General features: G+C 36.4%; 17 protein-coding genes and 1 pseudogene. 5 read left to right on the forward strand and 13 right to left on the reverse strand.

All coding sequences use genetic code 11. The features are described from left to right. Window positions 1–305: 305 nt before the first annotated feature. The 8 genes from ACQKNI_RS08100 to hutP form a co-directional block, all read right to left on the reverse strand. On the reverse strand, window positions 306–1,880 hold the full coding sequence (locus ACQKNI_RS08100) for an FMN-binding glutamate synthase family protein (protein ID WP_088229951.1): 1,575 nt from the start codon (window positions 1,878–1,880) through the stop codon (window positions 306–308). A 66-nt stretch (window positions 1,881–1,946) separates the two neighbouring features. After that, window positions 1,947–3,074 (reverse strand): alkene reductase, encoded by a 1,128-nt coding sequence (locus ACQKNI_RS08105; protein ID WP_098252595.1) that lies wholly within the window; start codon window positions 3,072–3,074, stop codon window positions 1,947–1,949. Window positions 3,075–3,674: 600 nt separating this feature from the next. Continuing rightward, the gene (locus tag ACQKNI_RS08110; protein ID WP_170933751.1) at window positions 3,675–4,136 is read right to left on the reverse strand and encodes a CarD family transcriptional regulator; all 462 of its coding nucleotides are present in this window, start codon (window positions 4,134–4,136) and stop codon (window positions 3,675–3,677) included. 303 nt (window positions 4,137–4,439) lie between these two features. Then, entirely contained in the window at window positions 4,440–5,411 is a 972-nt protein-coding gene (gene hutG / locus ACQKNI_RS08115) for a formimidoylglutamase (RefSeq protein ID WP_098252594.1), read from the reverse strand. Continuing rightward, on the reverse strand, window positions 5,390–6,661 hold the full coding sequence (hutI, locus tag ACQKNI_RS08120) for an imidazolonepropionase (RefSeq protein ID WP_088229955.1): 1,272 nt from the start codon (window positions 6,659–6,661) through the stop codon (window positions 5,390–5,392). The genes hutG and hutI overlap by 22 nt, the downstream gene beginning before the upstream one ends. Before the next feature lie 12 nt (window positions 6,662–6,673). Continuing rightward, the gene (gene hutU, locus ACQKNI_RS08125; protein ID WP_017674198.1) at window positions 6,674–8,332 is read right to left on the reverse strand and encodes a urocanate hydratase; all 1,659 of its coding nucleotides are present in this window, start codon (window positions 8,330–8,332) and stop codon (window positions 6,674–6,676) included. A gap of 23 nt (window positions 8,333–8,355) precedes the next feature. Then, on the reverse strand, window positions 8,356–9,873 hold the full coding sequence (gene hutH, locus ACQKNI_RS08130; protein WP_088229956.1) for a histidine ammonia-lyase: 1,518 nt from the start codon (window positions 9,871–9,873) through the stop codon (window positions 8,356–8,358). A gap of 104 nt (window positions 9,874–9,977) precedes the next feature. Beyond that, window positions 9,978–10,418 carry a hut operon transcriptional regulator HutP gene (gene hutP, locus ACQKNI_RS08135; protein ID WP_000926516.1) on the reverse strand — a complete coding sequence of 147 codons (441 nt, stop codon included), beginning with the start codon at window positions 10,416–10,418 and terminating at the stop codon, window positions 9,978–9,980. Window positions 10,419–10,613: 195 nt separating this feature from the next. Between hutP and ACQKNI_RS08140 the strand changes: the two genes are divergently transcribed. Next, the gene (locus tag ACQKNI_RS08140; protein WP_140417304.1) at window positions 10,614–11,561 is read left to right on the forward strand and encodes a class I SAM-dependent methyltransferase; all 948 of its coding nucleotides are present in this window, start codon (window positions 10,614–10,616) and stop codon (window positions 11,559–11,561) included. A gap of 13 nt (window positions 11,562–11,574) precedes the next feature. On the opposite strand, the gene ACQKNI_RS08145 is transcribed toward ACQKNI_RS08140, so the two are convergent. Together ACQKNI_RS08145 and ACQKNI_RS08150 are read right to left on the reverse strand one after the other, a co-directional pair. Next, a complete protein-coding gene (locus ACQKNI_RS08145) occupies window positions 11,575–12,147 on the reverse strand; it encodes a DJ-1/PfpI family protein (protein ID WP_427282306.1) in 573 nt (190 codons plus the stop codon). Then, the gene (locus ACQKNI_RS08150; protein ID WP_170933752.1) at window positions 12,144–12,731 is read right to left on the reverse strand and encodes an ATP/GTP-binding protein; all 588 of its coding nucleotides are present in this window, start codon (window positions 12,729–12,731) and stop codon (window positions 12,144–12,146) included. Before ACQKNI_RS08150 ends, ACQKNI_RS08145 begins: the two co-directional genes overlap by 4 nt. Window positions 12,732–12,976: 245 nt before the next feature. On the opposite strand from ACQKNI_RS08150, the gene ACQKNI_RS08155 reads away from it, so the two are divergent. Continuing rightward, the gene (locus tag ACQKNI_RS08155) at window positions 12,977–13,273 is read left to right on the forward strand and encodes a hypothetical protein (protein WP_088229961.1); all 297 of its coding nucleotides are present in this window, start codon (window positions 12,977–12,979) and stop codon (window positions 13,271–13,273) included. A 103-nt stretch (window positions 13,274–13,376) separates the two neighbouring features. Continuing rightward, entirely contained in the window at window positions 13,377–13,808 is a 432-nt protein-coding gene (locus ACQKNI_RS08160) for a DUF2621 domain-containing protein (protein WP_088229962.1), read from the forward strand. A 70-nt stretch (window positions 13,809–13,878) separates the two neighbouring features. Here ACQKNI_RS08160 and ACQKNI_RS08165 read toward each other — a convergent pair whose 3' ends face one another. The 3 genes and pseudogenes from ACQKNI_RS08165 to ACQKNI_RS08175 all read right to left on the reverse strand — a co-directional run bounded on the left by ACQKNI_RS08165 (window position 13,879) and on the right by ACQKNI_RS08175 (window position 15,349). Next, complete coding sequence (locus tag ACQKNI_RS08165; protein ID WP_088229963.1) at window positions 13,879–14,385, reverse strand: CcdC family protein; 507 nt, start codon at window positions 14,383–14,385, stop codon at window positions 13,879–13,881. A gap of 90 nt (window positions 14,386–14,475) precedes the next feature. Beyond that, a complete protein-coding gene (ccdA, locus tag ACQKNI_RS08170) occupies window positions 14,476–15,183 on the reverse strand; it encodes a cytochrome c-type biogenesis protein CcdA (RefSeq protein WP_087958716.1) in 708 nt (235 codons plus the stop codon). A gap of 16 nt (window positions 15,184–15,199) precedes the next feature. Then, window positions 15,200–15,349: pseudogene (locus ACQKNI_RS08175) on the reverse strand (peptidase T). A gap of 321 nt (window positions 15,350–15,670) precedes the next feature. On the opposite strand from ACQKNI_RS08175, the gene ACQKNI_RS08180 reads away from it, so the two are divergent. Together ACQKNI_RS08180 and ACQKNI_RS08185 are read left to right on the forward strand one after the other, a co-directional pair. Beyond that, window positions 15,671–16,579: an EamA family transporter gene (locus ACQKNI_RS08180; protein ID WP_088229964.1), complete on the forward strand. Its 909-nt coding sequence runs from the start codon at window positions 15,671–15,673 to the stop codon at window positions 16,577–16,579. A gap of 109 nt (window positions 16,580–16,688) precedes the next feature. Next, window positions 16,689–17,834 carry a M20 peptidase aminoacylase family protein gene (locus ACQKNI_RS08185; protein ID WP_098883121.1) on the forward strand — a complete coding sequence of 382 codons (1,146 nt, stop codon included), beginning with the start codon at window positions 16,689–16,691 and terminating at the stop codon, window positions 17,832–17,834. Window positions 17,835–17,865 lie beyond the last annotated feature (31 nt).

Raw genomic sequence — 17,865 nt, forward strand, 5'->3', positions numbered from 1 at the left:
ATTAAGATTCATTATTCATTTTGTCCATACTACAAAGTAAAATCCATCATTATAATTTTATCTTGAATCCGAGATATTGGTTATGAAGCTACACATTGACTTCTAACCTTTCAAAATTATCTCGAATTCGAGATAAAACTCCGAAAAATATTCATTCTGTCTATAATCAATCTTTATTTAAAATGTTATTTATCTCGAACTTAATATTTATTATAAGTTACTTACTTTTCCTTGTCAATAAGTTACTTATTTCATTTCAAATTTAAAAAAAGCCATACAAATGTATGACCTTTAACACGTATATTTTATCTCCTATTTACAATAGGGAATAATTCCGACAACGGAACAATTCTTCCCCTTTCATCCTTAAATACGATATGCTCTCTCGTTAAATGACGCGGACTCTTCACTCCCGCTGCTGCTGCTAACGAAAATAAACTATATCTCATACTAATAATGTAATTCATGACCCGCCACTTCTTCTCATATGGATCTAACGCTTTTTGATAATGAGGATTCGTCGTGGCAACACCAGATGGGCACTGTCCAGAATTACATTGAAGCGCCATAATACAACCGCTCGCCATCATAAAACCACGCGCTGAATTTACAGCATCTGCTCCAATTGCTAAAGCAATCGCTACCTTATCAGGGGTAATTAACTTCCCGGAAGCAAACACTTTGAATTTATTACGTATACCATAATGATTTGCTGTATCAATGCATGTAAGTAGCGCTGGAATAAGCGGTAATCCCATACTATCTGCCATGGATTTGTAAGTTGCGCCTGATCCACCTTCCGAACCGTCAATGGTTAGAAAATCTGGATACACGTTTACTTCTTTCATTGTTTTGAATAAGTCTTCCAAAGGCTCCTGCTGACCAATTACAATTTTCATCCCGACTGGTTTACCGCCTTTTTCTTGCAACTGTTGAATAAAATAAAGGGTATCCGCTGCATTGTTTAAAAATGAAAATCGATTCGGTGAATTAATTGTCTCTCCTTCTCGTACATTCCGAACAGAAGCAATTTTCTCATTTACTTTTTGCCCCTCTAAATGACCACCACGTATTTTAGCACCTTGCCCAAATTTTAATTCGAATGCTTTAATATTACTTTCTTTCGCCTTCTCCATAAACTTCTCCATTGAAAAATTACCGCCCTCATCACGGTATCCAAATAACCCTGGACCAATTTGTGCGACGATATTCGCACCTGTATGTAAATGTTCTGGAATAACGCCCCCTTCGCCAGTATTAATCCACGACCCGCCTGCCATTTTCGCTCCAAAACCGCTCGCTAAAATATAATTTTCTCCAATCGCACCGTAAGAAGTCGCAGATGCCCCGAACATGCCATGTAGTTTCCACGGATATTTACGATTTTCACCGACTATAATTGCATCGTCTTCTTCATACAACCAAAGATTTGTTGTATCCGCTGTCAATTTTTCTCTTCTTGAAAATAACCCTTCTTTATGAATCACATACTTTTTACCTTCCCGCTCTTGCAATAGATTCACACTTAATTCCTCAGTTAATATCGGAAACAATGTATTAGCAATATAATAGCCAGAAGCTTCAAAATCTCGTTTCGATCCAAAGCCAAGTATTTCAGAGCGATATTTCGCTAAAAACATAACACTTTGAAAATCATAACGCGAGAACGGCTTTCCATCCGTATCGTGATCAAACCAATATTGCCGAAATTCAGGCCCTATCTTTTCCAGTAAGTAGCGCATCCTTCCTAAGTATGGATGTAATTTCAAAATAGAATGATGCGTCCGTTTTTTTATAAACAATGTAATGATAAAAAAGACGATTAAAATCAACATTAAAAATAGTAATATACTAATAATAACGAGTAGCGCTTCACTCATCCCGCTTCCCCCTATGAAATCCCATAATAAAAGGAGAACACTCGATGTGTTCTCCTTTATCTTTATTCACACTAATGTTGCAAGATGCTCTTTCGCGTCATATTCAACTAAACTTTCAGCATGTTTAATTCGATGAACAAAGTCCGGATTTGCAATTAACGGTCTTCCGAATGCAGCTACGTCAATTGTTCCTTCTTGCAGTGCTTCTTCGGCCTCTTTCGGATTCAAATTACCAACACCAACAATCGTACCATCCCAATATTTTCTTACTAATTGATGAAAATTCTTTCCGTCAGCAATCACTTGCGTATAATTCATCGTCGAAGGATGGATCATCATTAATCCAACTTCTTTAAACATATTTACGAACGTTTCAATCGCAAGTTCTGGATTTTCCCACATATAAGTAGGGTTATCTCCTTTGAAAGCAGAGAAGCGAAGAAGTGTTTTATCAGCTCCAACTTCTTCTATTACAGCCTCTGTTACTTCTTTCATAAATGTTAACCTTTGCTTTAAATCACCGCCGTATTGATCCGTACGCTTATTCGCAAATTCATACGTGAACTGATCAATTAAATATCCGTGCGCACCGTGAATTTCTACTCCATCAAATCCAGCTTCGATCGCGTTTTTCGCAGCTTGTGCGTATTGGCCAATAACTTCTTTTATTTCTTCTAACGTCATTGCTTCCGGTGTATCAAACGGTTTACGAAAACGCGGAACATTTCCTTCTGCAGCGATTGCAGACGGTGCTTGCGGCAATTGACCACCAATTATTTCATGATGACTCATACGCCCAACATGCCATATTTGAGCGATAATCGTCCCACCTTCTTTATGTACTGCCTCTGTAACAGGTTTCCAAGAATCGATTTGTTCTTGTGTATAAATTCCCGGTACTCCTGGATTCCCTTTCGCTCTTGAACTAATAACAATTCCTTCTGTAATAATTAATCCAACTCCGTCAGCAGCACGTTTTCTATAGTACTCCACTACATCAGCACCCACTACACCAGTCTCATTATCTGCAAAACATCTCGTCATCGGTGCCATTGCTATGCGATTACGAAGAGACCAAGATCCAATTTGAATCGAATCAAACAACTTCGTTTCTTCAATATTTTCAAAAGACCCCCAAGCGTTTATATTTGTTCCTTCATAAATACTTGCCGCTTTATTATTTGCACTTGTCATTTTTCTTCCCCCTAAAAAATCTAACTATAATCGCATCATACTTACTTTTAGATAGTAACGTCAATTTATACGACTTCACCATAAAACATTCGAATATCAAAAAAATAGAATGCTATAAATAAAATTAAAAAGGTTCCCTAAGTAGGAAACCTTTTTTAGTTGACCATATATGGCTGTCAATTCGTTTATCTCTTTTATAGAAAGAATATATACAATGATTATATATTCACATATAATAAAATCCCTTATCAATAGAAGTGAAAATGGTTCAGTATTCTTCTAAAAATAATAACTTATATACCTAAAACAATGAAAGCCCTACCTCTCTTTCATCCTTACGGCTCCTCGTCCGTGCCAGTGTGAATCAGGATTGCAAAAATTAAGTAACTATTTTATCGAAGTATTGAATTAAACTTCGAACATTCGTAAAAGAAATTAAAAAATAAAAATGGATTTGATTGTAGTAATAACAAAAGAGGTTAATGCTCTAAAAGTGGTTTGAAAGAGTTGAATGTCTTTGAAATGATTGATTCTCTATAATTATACTCCCAAAAAATTCAAGATCTTTTTTGGGATATAATACATTATTCATAATGAATCTTAACAAAAGCTTTTTATTTGATTTTCTGTGATACCTTCAATTAATCCCAGTTCACTAATCAAAAATTCATGTGCGTTATCTAACATTTTCTTTTCGCTTGCATTAAGTGCTTTTTCTTTCTGCATACGTAATAAATCACGCACAACTTCAGCACCTTCTTGTATTTTACCCGTCTTTATTTTATCTGTATTCACTTTATATCTTTGTTTCCACGTAAGTAATCTATCTGATTCTCCATGCTGAAAAATATCTATTATGTGTGTTAATGCCTTTATATCCGTGACTGGTCGTATATTTGAATTCAATATTTTCCCTTCAGGAATCATTATTTCCATATTACTACCCGACATTTTTATAACATAATACTGTTGTTTTTTTCCTGCGATTTCTTTCTCTTCTATGGCTTTAATTATACCTGCTCCCTGCATTGGATAAACAATGTTATCGCCAATTTGAAACAAATAATCCACCTCCATATATGGTAACCTTCTCAATCTTAACACACATTCATTTTTTTAGCAAAATTTTTATAATATCATAAAATTATTTTCCATGTCAATTTATTTAAACAGAAAAATTCAATCTGTACAAAAACACTAAAAAACCCGCGATTTTGTTACCTTTTCACACCCATCCCTTCCGATTTTATATACGTTATAAAATAAAAAATACATCACTACAAATAAATAGTGATGTACTTTTATATAATGCGCAACACGAAAGACAAAAACGTTTACTTCAAAACTTCACACACGATTCCTCATCTATATACTAACCTGTTTACTAATCGTTTCTCGTGCTAAAAGAAAACTCATAATCACTTGCGCTGCTACTCTGCTCGTCATATCCCTAAAATCAAGAGTTGGATCAATTTCTACTATATCCATCCCTTGAACGAGCGGTTCTTTGCCAAGGAATTCGATCGCATCAAGTAAAGTTGCGCTATCCATTCCTCCAGGGCCAATTGCTGGACAACCTGGCGCAAACGCTTGGTCTAGTACGTCCATATCAAGAGAAATATAAATAGACGTCACACCTTGTTTTCTTAATACTTCAATACTTTCCGCGATAATATCTTTTATTTCTCTTTCTCTTACATCCTTCATTGTATACACTGTCACACCATGCTCTTTTGCATATTCATGGTATGCTCGTGCATTTGAAAAATTACGAATTCCAATTTGAACGAGTTGTTTTCCTGTAATGACATCATTTTCTAGTAAACTACGGAACGGTGTACCATTTGATGGACCACCATCATCTAAATTACGTAAATCATGATGGGCATCAAATTGAATAATACCGACCTTTCCTTTACTATTTGCAAAACCTGTTACACTAGGAAAACTAATCGAATGGTCACCACCAAGAATGATTGGTATCATTTTCGGATTTACTTTCGTTAAGTGACCAACTGTTTTCGCAATTCGGTTATGACTTTCTTTTATATCCGTCACATGCATCGTAATATCACCGCAATCATATAAGACACTTTCTTTCATATCGTGTTCTTCTGTAATTGCGTATGTGCTATATGCATCTAACATCGCACGAATTGTTTTTGGCGCAAAACTTGCTCCGGAATGACTAATAGATGGCTTAGAAAGGGGTGCTCCAATTAAGGCCGCACCGAATATTTCTACACCTTCCTCCCAATCTTTAATCATCTCACTCCATTTCGTTACTTCGCGATCGATAAACTTTGCATTTTTCTTTAAATAGTGGCCGTGCTCCACGATTGTTCACCTCTTGTATATGCGATATTACCATTCTTCCATACTGTGTTTACATGACTTACGCCGTAATGATACGGTACGTAAGCATAATTGTAAGCATCCCATAAAACTAAATCTGCCTTACGACCCACTCTAATTTTCCCAGCTACATCGCCTCGATTAATGGCATATGATGAGTTAACTGTTACAGCATTCCAAACTTCTTCTGGTGTCATTTTCAGTTTTAGCATTGCAATGCTCATAATAAGCTGAATGTTTTCCGTTGGACAGCTACCTGGGTTAAAGTCTGTAGCTAACGCAACTGCAACACCTTCATCAATCATTTTACGACCACGAGCAAAGCTTTCTTTATTTAAATAGAAAGTTGTTCCTGGTAATAATGTTGCGACTGTATTCGAATTTGCAAGCATTTCAATTCCTTTATCAGAAGCGCCAACTAAATGGTCCGCTGATGCTGCACCGATTTCAGCCGCTGCTTCCGCACCACCAAGAGGGTCAATTTCATCTGCATGAATTTTAACATCAAAGCCAAGCTCTTTCGCTTTTAATAAAAACTCTTTTGATTCTTCTACAGAGAACACACCTGTTTCACAGAAAATATCAACGAATTCAGCTAGTTGCTTCTCTTTCATTTCTGGTAGTAAGTCTAACATCCATTGTAAAAATTCTTTTGATCTACCTTTATACTCTTTCGGAACTGCATGAGCACCTAAAAACGTTGAAACTAAATCGATTGGATGCTCTTTTTGTAATTGTGCAGTTGCCTCTAATTGTTTCCATTCTGTCTCATCATCTAATCCGTAACCACTCTTCGCTTCCACAGTTGTCACACCGAAAGATAGCATACGATCTAGATGGAATTTCGCTTTTTGAACAAGTTCTTCTTTCGACGCTTGTTTCGTTGCATTTACAGTTGAAAGAATACCTCCGCCTTGTTCTAAAATTTCTAAGTACGGAACTCCTTGTAGTTTTAGTGCGATTTCATTTTCACGAGATCCACCAAATACAAGATGAGTATGCGGGTCAACAAGACCAGGAGAAACCATTTTCCCACCGCAATCAATCACTTCTTTCGCGTGTAATCCTTTCGCTTCTTCCGCTGTTCCAACGAAAGTAATTACGCCGTTTTCAATTCCAACCGCACCGTTTTCGATAACAGGAAGCGTGTTCATCGCTTCCCGTCTTAACAAGCCATCTTCTTGATCCATTGTTAGTAATTGACCGATATTTATTAGTAAAGTGTCCAGCATGTTTTCTCCTCCTTATTTCATCATCGGAATGTTAACGCCTTTTTCTTTCGCAGTTTCCACAGCTAAGTCATATCCTGCATCCACGTGACGAACAACACCCATACCAGGGTCAGAAGTTAATACGCGCTCAATACGTTTTGCTGCCGCTTCTGTTCCGTCTGCAACGATAACCATTCCAGCGTGAAGTGAATAACCCATACCAACGCCGCCACCGTGGTGAACAGACACCCAGCTCGCACCGTTTACACTATTAATTAATGCGTTTAAAATCGGCCAGTCAGCTACTGCATCACTACCGTCTTTCATCGCTTCTGTTTCACGGTTTGGAGATGCTACTGATCCACAATCTAAATGGTCACGACCGATAACGATTGGTGCTGATAATTCACCATTTGCAACCATCTCATTAATGATGCGTCCGAATTTCGCGCGTTCACCGTAACCAAGCCAACAAATACGTGATGGAAGACCTTGGAATTCAACTTGCTGACGTGCCATACGAATCCAGTTACATAAATGCTCATTGTCAGCGAATTCACGTAAAATTACCTCGTCTGTTTTATAAATATCTTCTGGATCACCAGAAAGTGCTACCCAGCGGAATGGCCCTTTTCCTTCGCAGAATAATGGACGGATAAATGCTGGAACGAATCCTGGGAAATCGAATGCATTTTTCAAACCTTCATCGAAAGCAACTTGGCGAATGTTATTTCCATAATCAAATGTAATTGCGCCTTTTTCTTGCATAGCAAGCATTGCTTCTACATGTTTTGTCATGCTTTCTTTTGATAATTGTACGTAACGTTCTGGATCTTCTTCACGAAGTTTTGCCGCTTCTTCTAATGTGTAACCTACTGGAATATAGCCGTTTAATGGATCATGAGCAGATGTTTGATCCGTAACTAAATCTGGCGTAATATTGCGCTTCACTAGCTCTGGTAAAATTTCTGCCGCATTTCCTAATAAGCCAATAGAAATCGGTTCTTTCTTCTCTTTATACTCGTTCGCAACAGTTAACGCTTCTTCTAATGATTCTGTATACATATCACAGTATCTCTTTTCAATACGACGATCGATGCTGCGCTTATCAACATCAATAGCAATGACAACACCGCCATTCATCGTTACAGCAAGAGGTTGTGCACCACCCATACCACCTAAACCAGCAGTAAGTGTTAATGTACCTTTTAATGAACCATCGAAATGTTGACGTGCCGCTTCACCAAATGTTTCATATGTTCCTTGTAAAATCCCTTGTGTTCCAATGTAAATCCAGCTACCTGCTGTCATTTGTCCGTACATCATAAGACCTTTTTTCTCTAGTTCACGGAAGTGATCCCAGTTCGCCCACTTCGGTACTAAGTTTGAGTTCGCTAACAGTACGCGAGGTGCATCCTCATGTGATTTAAAAATAGCAACTGGTTTTCCTGATTGAACAAGTAACGTTTCATCGCTTTCTAACGTTTTTAATGAATCTACAATCGCCTGATAGCTTTCCCAGTTACGAGCTGCACGGCCAATTCCACCATATACAACTAATTCTTCTGGTTTTTCAGCAACTTCAGGGTCTAAATTGTTCATTAACATACGAAGTGCAGCTTCTTGAACCCACCCTTTCGTTTGTAGCTCAGTACCTCTTGGCGCACGAATTGTTTGTTTTACTTTTTCCATTTCAATCTCTCCCTTTTCTCATTTTATAGTGCTGCGTTTACATCTAATCTTTCTTTTATCGAATAATTCGTTTTTAACCAATGCGTAATATTTTCAATATCCGTTGAGAAGATGCGATCATTTGTAATAGAAGGTACTTGCTGACGACCTTGATGGTAGAAACTCTTCGTCACTGTACTCATGTTTTCAATACCGCGATATTCTGCTGCTTGCATCGCACAAATCATCTCAATTGAAAGAACACGTCTTACATTTTGAATAATTTGATGTGCATGGCGTGAAGCAATTGTTCCCATACTTACGTGATCTTCTTGGTTAGCTGATGACGGGATTGAATCAACACTCGCCGGATGTGCTAACGTTTTATTTTCAGAAACTAGTGACGCTGCAGCGTATTGCATAATCATTGCACCAGACTGAAGTCCTGGTTCTGGACTTAAAAATGGTGGTAAGTCATTTAACTGCGGATTTACTAAGCGTTCAATACGGCGCTCTGAAATATTTGCAAGTTCTGCCATTCCAACTTTTAAGAAGTCCATCGCAAATGCAATCGGTTGACCGTGGAAGTTACCACCTGAAATTACTTTTTCTCCGCCATCGAAAATAAGTGGGTTATCTGTCGCTGCATTCATTTCAATTTCTAATTTTTCTTTCACATAATTTAAAACTTGCCAAGAAGCACCGTGTACTTGCGGAATACAACGAAGTGAATATGCATCCTGTACACGAAGTTCTCCTTGTTTTGTTGTTAACTTACTATCATGAAGGATGTCACGGATTCTACTCGCTACTTCCACTTGCTCTTTATAACCGCGTGCTTTATGAACATTTTCATCAAATGCATCAATAATGCCTTGTAATCCTTCAATTGTCATAGATGCAATTAATTCAGCTTGATAAGCCGTTGCTTCCGCTTCTATATAAGACAGTACGCCTTGCGCTGTCATCGCCTGCGTACCATTAATTAACGCCAGACCTTCTTTTGCTTCAAGTTCAATTGGCTCAAGACCTTCTTCAGTAAGGGCAACCATTGCGTGAACTCGTTTTCCCTTATAGAACACTTCACCTTCTCCTAATAAAACGAGAGCAAGATGAGATAAAGGTGCTAAATCTCCACTCGCACCTAGTGAACCTTGTTGCGGAACGACTGGATGAATCTTACGGTTTACAAACTCAAGAAGCATATTTACAACAAGCGGTCTAACACCAGATACTCCTTTAAGCATCGTGTTCGCTCGTAAAATTAACATACCGCGTGATACTTCTTCTGGGAATGGATCGCCTATCCCACATGCATGTGACTGAATTAAATTGTGCTGAAGTGCCTTTACATCTTCTTTTTGAATTAGCACATCACTAAACTTTCCAAATCCAGTTGTAATACCGTAAACGACTTTTCCGTCTTCTACGATTTTCTCAACTACTTCACGGCATTCCGCTACCTTTTGCATACTATTTGGACAAGCTGTTACACCTTCTCCTTCAAGTAACAACCTCTTCATTTCTTCAACTGTCAATGTATGTCCTGTTAACGTAATCATTCTTTTTTCCTCCTTAAAAAGGCAAAAGGGGACCTTATCTTTTTAAGACAGACTTCTGTCCTAAAAAAGTAAGGCCCCCTTCTAACTAATAGACTATGGGCAAATCATATGTGATTAATTCCTAAACCAATCGCCTCATGCTCAGATCCTTTTACAGGTGCACCAATCGTTCCATATAATGCAACAGCAACCCATTCGCCTTCTTTTTTTCCGTCGTATGGTGTACCGCGCACAATCGCAAAACGAAGTCCTACTGTACGAAGAACGTCTGCTAACTGAATTTGACCTCTCGTCACTCCGTACAAAGCTTCCATAATTGCATGATAAAGTGCATGTGTTTCTCTGTAAACGTCTGTTTCAATAACTTGGTTGCTTTTAGCCGCTGTTTCCATTGCTGCTACAACTTTTTGCGAATTCATCGAACCCACTTTCCCCGTACAATATTTCCAACCTTTTGGAATAGATAATACAGGGCTTTCATTCTCATCCGCAAGTGCCAACAGCATGGCCATACGACCAATTCGATGTGTTCCTTGAAGAAGCATGTGACTCTCTCATTTCTTTTGAATTATTTGAATATTACTTAATTTAAGAATATATGAAAACGGTTAAATCGTCAATAGTTTAAACTCATATTCAAACATTTTTTTCATCTCCTCCATTTGTGTACACAAATGATTTACACAAATTTTTCAGGCGTGCTATAGTCTCACTAACAGATGCAAAGGGGCGAGATTTCAATGACGAAGCGAAAAGATATTCATTTTCGAATTGAAGAAACATTACTTGAAAGGTTTGAATCGGCACTCCATTACGAAGGTTTAAAGAAAACCGACGTATTAACACATGCGATTCAGCAATTTTGCACAAAAGTGGAATGCGAAAAAATGAATGATGTAAAACGCCAATACAACGTAAGTAACCATTTACAAACACGTATCGATACGCATAGACATTACGAAGAAAAACAAGTGAATTTAGATGAAGTCGTCATGGAACATTTACAACTTCAAGGAGACGAAAAAATATTAGAGGTTGGGTGCGCTAATGGAAATTTTCTTTCCCTATTACAAACTAACGGTCATACAGGAAGACTAACCGGTTTTGATCAATCGAAAACGATGCTTTCTGAAGCAGCCATAAAGAATAGCATAATTGAATGGAGACTAGGTGATGCTGGTAAACTTCCTTTCAAAGCTAATTGCTATGACTGGATCGTCGCAAGACATATGTTATATCACATGAAAAATGTCAAAAAAGCAATTCAAGGATTCCATAAAGTAATTCGTCCTGGTGGCTCACTCTTAGCTACAACAAATTCTAACGTTACATTACCTCGTATAGTTGAAATGTGTAACCGCATGTTAGACGCATTTGATTTGCCGAAAACAACATCATCAGTCACTCCATTTTGTTTAGAAAATGGCAAAGAGATATTACAGTCTGTTTTTCCAACTGTTGAAGTAAAAGTTATTCATAATGCTCTCGTTTTTCATCATGCTACTCCGATTTTAAACTATATTTCTAGCATGTTTCCGTCGTTAAATATACCTGATAATACATATCTTCACGCAGAAATGAAGGAATGGCTAAAAGAAGAAGTAGAAAATGAATTATCACTTCATAACGGTATATGGCGTGATCCAAAAACGTTAGCCATTTATCGATGTCAAAAAGAAAAAAGCTAGCATTTGCTAGCTTTCACACGTTTTCTGGTAAAAGCTTCTCCATCATCACATTGCCCTTACCGCCATAAAAATTCGTATTATGTTCGTTCGCTATTCCAAAGTAAGAGGCAATGGCTATTCCGAATGGTACAAATGCATGTCCTTGTGCTGTAATGATATTTGAGTGTTGCACAACTTCTTTATACACAAAATTTTCTACTGGAAAAAAATCAAGCTTTTGATAATCTATGGTCACTGTATACGAGATTTCTTTGAATAAGCCTGCTCTTGCTAGCGCATACGGTCCAGCACAAATAGCGGCTACTAATTTTTCTTGTTCGTGAAATTGACGGATGACTGAAAATAGTCCCTCTGCATCCTTCATGTGTATCGCATCTCCGCCCGGAATAATAATCCCCTCATATTCTTCTACACGCACTTCCCTTAATTCTATATGTGGTTGCACTTGCAAACCTGTTTCACTTATAATCAATTCTTGTGTTAAACCCACTGTAATGATTTCAAATTTATTTTTCAACAATGCCGTTGCTACTGTTATTTCAAACTCCGCAAATGTTGGGTATACAAACAAAAGTATTTTTTTCATAGCCCTCTCTCCTTTAACCAGTCCGTAAAATATACCTCTAAATCGTCCACTGTTAATTTATTCGTGTCCACATAAGTTACCGGAAATTGTTTATACCATTCTTTTTCAGTTTCTACTAATTTAAATTGCTCCTCAAATGTACTTCGTTTTCTAGCTCTATCATTATTTTTTCTATCATATACATTTTCTTCCGAAACATCTAAATAAAAAATTGCATCCGAACGATACTCTCTTAATTTACATAAATCATCTTGTAATTCTGTTTCTATATCCCACTCTTTTCCTATAAGTTTTGGATAGAAAAGCGAATAGAACTCTATATCTTCTGGACCACGATCAAAAATCACGACTGAACCTTTCGCACTTTGAAGCTCTTTTATTTTTGCTTCCATAAACATTTTTTGATTTGTAAGAAAACCTTCTTTTGAACTTATATCTAAATGTAATTTTTTTCGCTTTTCTACAATTGGATAAGGATTTTCATATACAACCGAATATCCTCTCTCTTCTAATCTTTTAGCCAATGTTGTTTTTCCGCTTGCCATCGGTCCTTGGAGTGAAATTATATATGTCATCCCTCTCATTCCCTTGCACTTTAGTACACTTATAATATACAGAATTTTGAAAACTATCAACATTATATATATCATCTTGTTTCTTATTCTTATGTAACTTATAATAAAAAATAGAGATCATGACGGACGCATCAATAATGTAAGCTTGGAGACCCAAGCTTACATTATTTTTTGCTTTCTCTTTTCTAATAAAAAGAGTATACTAGATTAGAACGTATGTTCTTAACGATTACATACAGTAAGGAGATATAACAATGGTATACGACACAAAAGCAATTTCTTGGAATGAATCTTTAAAACAACTTCAACGCCGCTATACAAACAAACAAGTTGACCGAAAAGAATTTGAGGATATTGAACTAATGGAATTCTTCCGCGATAACGACTACATTTCTTTACCTACACATATAAGCGGCTTATCAACAGCACGTTTTACTTCTTACTCTATTTTCACAACTGAAGATAAAGATCGTAAAGTTGGCACACTTATTATTGAGTACATTGAAGAAGATAATAATAATTTATGTGTTGAACAACTATACTTCGTTTAAATGATAACGCTTGGTCAAAATAGCCAAGCGTTCTTGCTTTCTATGAATCTCACTGTTTATAATATGAATAAAAGAAAACCGTAATCATTAAGGGGGGATATACTTGCTCGAAGGATGGTTTAGTTGGTTCATTGTATTGTGGACGGTTATTTTATTAGGACTTATGTCTATCGGTGGATATTTTATGTTCAGAAAATTTTTAAAACGATTACCAAAAGAAGATGGTATGTCCATTTTAGATTGGGAAGAGCACTATATTAATAAAACGAGACATCTATGGGCTGATGAACAAAAACAATTGTTAGAAGAGCTCGTAAGTCCCGTTCCAGAACTATTTCGTGATGTGGCCAAATCAAAAATTGCTGGAAAAATTGGAGAACTTGCATTACAAGAAAATGCCTCTCAAATTACACAAGATTTAATTATAAAAGGATATATCGTTGCCACACCGAAGCGTGACCATAAATTTTTAGTTAAAAAACTGCAAGAGAAAGAGATTGATTATTCTAACTATAAATCTTTACTTGCAAAGTAACTTCACATTATTTTTGATAAAAAAGACAGCGCCTTTGACGCTGTCTTTTTTATTTGATGCATATACAGTTTTAAGTTAATTTCATATCTTTTTCATTATAAAAATCATCTTCTTTTTCCATTTCCTTCTGTAATTTCGTAAAGGAACGGTACATTGCAATTCTCCATGATACAATCATCGCGAACGCAAGCAAGAAGAACATGCCGCTAAGTTGTCCTAAATCAAGAGATTGGCTTAAGTATGTTTTAAATACAATCCGCACTACAAGTAATCCAATTAATATAAAAACAAATGCTTTTGAACGCTTCAAATAAATCTCTTGTCCTCTAATTTCAAATTTAGATGTTTTAATAAGAAAAATAGAGAAAAACAAACCAACACCAATTGCTTCTAACATTTCTGCTGGAGTTAATCGAAATTCAGGAAAAACATACATCAATGCTCCCGTACTCATAAAAAATGGTGGAAGTATAATTTTTTTCAATGTTGCAGGTTTCTTAGCTGCTTTTAAACGAATAAACATCGCACCGACAGCCATACAAACAGCAACCATACTGGATAAAACAACTATGTTCATATTTTCTCATCCTTTTTTGTGGCTATATGCAAAATATACTTTCATTATATGCTTTTCCGTTAGTATTTCCAACATTTTCACAGAATAATACTAAAAACCGGTAAAACCACCAAATAAACTTGAGAAATATACGATAATCTTTGTCATCCAGTTAAAATAGAGGAAGATACCCATGACAATCATAACGTATCCTCCAATTTTCATGAACTTCATACTATTTCTTTTAATCCAAGACATTTTCGTAATAAAGAATGATAGTACGAAGAACGGAATAGCAAATCCAAGTATGTATGCAATCATATAAATCATTGCTGATTCTGGATTTGTTGCTGCTAATCCAATAACAGACACTAAAATAGGTCCTGTACAAGGCGTCCACCCTGCAGCAAAGGCCAATCCAATTAGAACGGATCCAAAATAGCCACTCGGACGATTTTTAAACGTGAATTTACGATCTTGCATTAAAAACTTCGGCTTAAACACACCGACAATAATTAAACCGAACACGATGATAAATATACCACCTAACTGTCTAATTAAATCTTTATAATCTGTAAAAATGCCCCCGATAAAACTTGTACCAAATCCAATTGCAATAAATATAATTGAAAATCCAAGTAAGAAAAACGCTGTATGTATCATACTTCTTTTTCGAAGCATTGCATTTTCTTCTTTCAACTCTGAAACCGACATACCTGTTATGTACGATAAAAATGCCGGATAAAGCGGTAAGCAACATGGGGAAATAAATGATAAGAATCCTGCGCCAAACGCTAAAAAAATACTAATATCTTGCATTGTTCCACTCCTCTCCCTAAATATTGTAGCAAAAACACATAAAAATACTATGAACAATTCGTGAATTCACTTTTCCAACGTGGCAATAAGAAAAACTACTCTTTCACACAACTTCTAATAAAACGTTTTCATTTCCTTCTATTATATAGAAAAATCTCAACCAAATTATGAAACTCCTCTATTTGTTATTAACATAACAAAGGTAACGTAGTTTCTCAAATGATTAGCACGTCGCAAGTACATCTACATACATATTGATAAAAAAATATTTTTTTCAAATGCTATCTTTATACAATACAATGCTGTTTTTACAATACTTCTATTATTATTAATTTCAAGATTATGCATAAATATCATACTTTTATTATTATTCTATAAAATGTCGCACTTTTCTTTCATTTGACCCTTCATTTTTAATTTTGTATACTTCCCTCTAGTTATATATTTTCGATACGGAACTATTTCATATAGATGGGAGGAATTTTTCATGCTTCGTTATTCTCTATTAGTTTTATTAGGAGCGTGTAGTTATGGAATTTTAGCTATTTTTGTTAAACTTGCCTATGCAGAGGGGTTCTCACTTGGAGAGGTAATTGGCAGCCAATATTTGTTCGGTTGGATTATTTTGCTTGCTATTACACTTCTATTTTCTAGACACCGTGTTCCATTAAAACAAGCTTTATTTTTATTCGTAGCAGGAACATCTGCAAGTTTTACTGGGATTTTTTATTATGCTTCATTAAAAACAGTGCCAGCATCTATTGCCATTATTCTTTTATTCCAATTCGTTTGGGTCGGAATTATCATTGAAGCAGTTGCAACAAAAACGCTACCTTCAAGAGAAAAAGTTATTTCGGTTATTTTCTTACTTATAGGTACATTTTTATCAAGTGGTTTATTAGAAAAATCAGCAGGTGATTTCGATATGACTGGAATCATTTTAGGTTTATTATCTGCTGTTACATTTGCAACATATATTTTCGTAAGTGGTAAAGTAGCGGTCGAAGTTCCTTCCTTACCACGTGGTGTCCTACTAATGGCTGGTGCTTTAACATTAGTCATGATCGTATTTCCACCAACATTTATTTTTAGCGGCGCTATTTCTCAAGGCCTTTGGAAATATGGATTAGGATTAGGGATATTTAGTATCGTTATCCCGTCTATCGCCTTTACAATCGGTATCCCAAAAATCGGTTCTGGCTTAGCGACTATTCTTGGTGCAGCGGAACTACCAGTTACAACAATCATGTCTGTATTCGTTTTAAAAGAAGCTGTACTATCTTCACAATGGTTCGGTGTATCACTTATTTTAATTGGTATTGCAATCCCGCAAATTGCATATGCAATGCGTGGTCGTTATCAAAAACATCCTACACATAAAAAAGTTGCCGCATAAAGTGAAGGCTTTTACAGGATAAGCGAGAGAGGGTTTTCATTTGAGAATCCTCTCTTTTATTATTGTATACTTATAGTAAATACTTTATTTTAGAAAGAGGGCATTATAAGTGGCATCAGATCTAGAGCAATTAACTGAAAAACTAATTTCTATTCGTCGAAATTTACATGAGCAACCAGAATTATCATATGAAGAATTTAAAACGACGAAGGCTATAAAAAATTGGTTAGAAGAGAAAAACATTACTATTGTAAATTCTAGTTTAGAAACGGGCGTTATTGCTGAAATCGCTGGGAATGATAGCGGACCAATTATAGCAATCCGTGCTGATATTGATGCCCTTCCTATTCAGGAAGAAACAAATTTACCCTACGCTTCAAAAACCCACGGAAAAATGCATGCTTGTGGGCATGATTTTCATACAGCTGCTATTATAGGTGCAGCCTTCTTATTAAAAGAAAGAGAATCTTCCCTAAACGGAACGGTTCGCTTTATATTCCAGCCAGCTGAAGAGAGCAGTAATGGTGCTTGTAAAGTTATTGATGCAGGACATTTACAAAATGTGCAAGCTATTTTCGGCATGCATAATAAACCTGATTTGCCAGTAGGTACAATTGGTATTAAAGATGGTCCACTAATGGCCGGAGTCGATCGATTTGAAATTGAAATTCATGGAGTCGGTACACATGCAGCTGTACCAGATGCGGGCGTAGATCCAATTGTCGCATCCTCTCAAATTGTTATGGCACTACAAACTATTGTAAGCCGAAATATAAGTTCATCTCATAATGCAGTTGTTAGCGTTACAAACATCCATTCAGGAAATACGTGGAACGTTATCCCTGAAAAAGCAACATTAGAAGGTACTGTTCGTACTTTCCAAGCTGAAACACGCGAAAAAATTCCAGCCTTAATGGAACGTATTATTAAGGGCGTTTCTGATGCACTAGGTGTAAAAACAGAATTCCGTTTTTATCCAGGTCCTCCTGCTGTTCATAATGATGCAAGTCTTACTCATTTATGTACTCAAATTGCAGAGGAAATGTCACTAAACGTGATTACACCTACCCCTTCCATGGCTGGAGAAGATTTCTCCTTTTATCAACAACACATACCAGGATCATTCGTCTTTATGGGAACAAGTGGTACACATGAATGGCACCATCCCTCTTTCACTATCGATGAACAAGCATTACCTATCAGCGCAAATTATTTCGCTTTGCTAGCTGAAAAAGCTCTTAAACAATTAACATAAAGAAAAGCCGTTAAGAGAGATACTTAACGGC

This window comes from Bacillus sp. NPDC094064, assembly GCF_050279585.1.
GTDB lineage: Bacteria > Bacillota > Bacilli > Bacillales > Bacillaceae_G > Bacillus_A.

Bases quoted from the DNA above. Each gene is read 5' to 3' on its own strand.
- ACQKNI_RS08145 (WP_427282306.1), bottom strand. From the start codon at position 12,147: ATGAAAAAAATACTTTTGTTTGTATACCCAACATTTGCGGAGTTTGAA.
- ACQKNI_RS08150 (WP_170933752.1), bottom strand. From the start codon at position 12,731: ATGAGAGGGATGACATATATAATTTCACTCCAAGGACCGATGGCAAGC.
- ACQKNI_RS08100 (WP_088229951.1), bottom strand. From the start codon at position 1,880: ATGAGTGAAGCGCTACTCGTTATTATTAGTATATTACTATTTTTAATG.
- hutI (WP_088229955.1), bottom strand. From the start codon at position 6,661: ATGCTGGACACTTTACTAATAAATATCGGTCAATTACTAACAATGGAT.
- ACQKNI_RS08155 (WP_088229961.1), top strand. From the start codon at position 12,977: ATGGTATACGACACAAAAGCAATTTCTTGGAATGAATCTTTAAAACAA.
- ACQKNI_RS08180 (WP_088229964.1), top strand. From the start codon at position 15,671: ATGCTTCGTTATTCTCTATTAGTTTTATTAGGAGCGTGTAGTTATGGA.
- ACQKNI_RS08105 (WP_098252595.1), bottom strand. From the start codon at position 3,074: ATGACAAGTGCAAATAATAAAGCGGCAAGTATTTATGAAGGAACAAAT.
- hutP (WP_000926516.1), bottom strand. From the start codon at position 10,418: ATGCTTCTTCAAGGAACACATCGAATTGGTCGTATGGCCATGCTGTTG.
- ccdA (WP_087958716.1), bottom strand. From the start codon at position 15,183: ATGCAAGATATTAGTATTTTTTTAGCGTTTGGCGCAGGATTCTTATCA.
- ACQKNI_RS08165 (WP_088229963.1), bottom strand. From the start codon at position 14,385: ATGAACATAGTTGTTTTATCCAGTATGGTTGCTGTTTGTATGGCTGTC.
- hutU (WP_017674198.1), bottom strand. From the start codon at position 8,332: ATGGAAAAAGTAAAACAAACAATTCGTGCGCCAAGAGGTACTGAGCTA.
- ACQKNI_RS08140 (WP_140417304.1), top strand. From the start codon at position 10,614: ATGACGAAGCGAAAAGATATTCATTTTCGAATTGAAGAAACATTACTT.
- hutH (WP_088229956.1), bottom strand. From the start codon at position 9,873: ATGATTACGTTAACAGGACATACATTGACAGTTGAAGAAATGAAGAGG.